This window comes from Mesorhizobium sp. M7A.F.Ca.AU.002.02.1.1, assembly GCF_003998535.1.
Lineage (GTDB): Bacteria > Pseudomonadota > Alphaproteobacteria > Rhizobiales > Rhizobiaceae > Mesorhizobium > Mesorhizobium ciceri.
In genome coordinates this window covers 1-423 of the sequence record NZ_RZPB01001499.1, presented here as the reverse complement: position 1 = coordinate 423, position 423 = coordinate 1, and the positions used below count along the sequence as shown (strand labels likewise).

General features: G+C 58.2%; 1 protein-coding gene. It reads right to left on the bottom strand.

The window, feature by feature from the left end:
- Positions 1-273, bottom strand: a 273-nt coding sequence (locus EN879_RS38590; protein ID WP_206521127.1) for a TerB family tellurite resistance protein, incomplete at its 3' end; no start/stop codon positions are given.
- Positions 274-423: the final 150 nt, after the last annotated feature.

Below are 423 nucleotides of genomic sequence, written 5' to 3'. Positions count from 1 at the left end.
GAACAGTGCAATCGCCTGCGAGCCATTGGTCTCGTAGCCGAACTCGTTGAGATATTCGATGACGCTGTCGATGCTGCTTTCCTGAATGCCGAAGGCGTCCTTGCAGATGCGCCGGAAGGCAACCATTTCGCTCTCGCTGACCGACCCGTCGGCCAGGATCATGCGAAACAGCATCAGCAATTCCGCCGACAGGACCGGATCGTCCGCCACCTTGCGCACGCCGGGGTCGCCGTCGAATATCTGACGTATCTGGTCCAGCAATGCGAATGCCATCAGGAGCCTCTTTCCGGGTTAACTACACAAACACAATCCAGGCGCGATGCGCTGGGATAGAGGTAGCGCGGAATCGATCTTGCGCAAACAGGGCGGCCGTGGTCGAACGCTCGATATTTCAGCCGGCCGGACACCTCCATACATCAGATG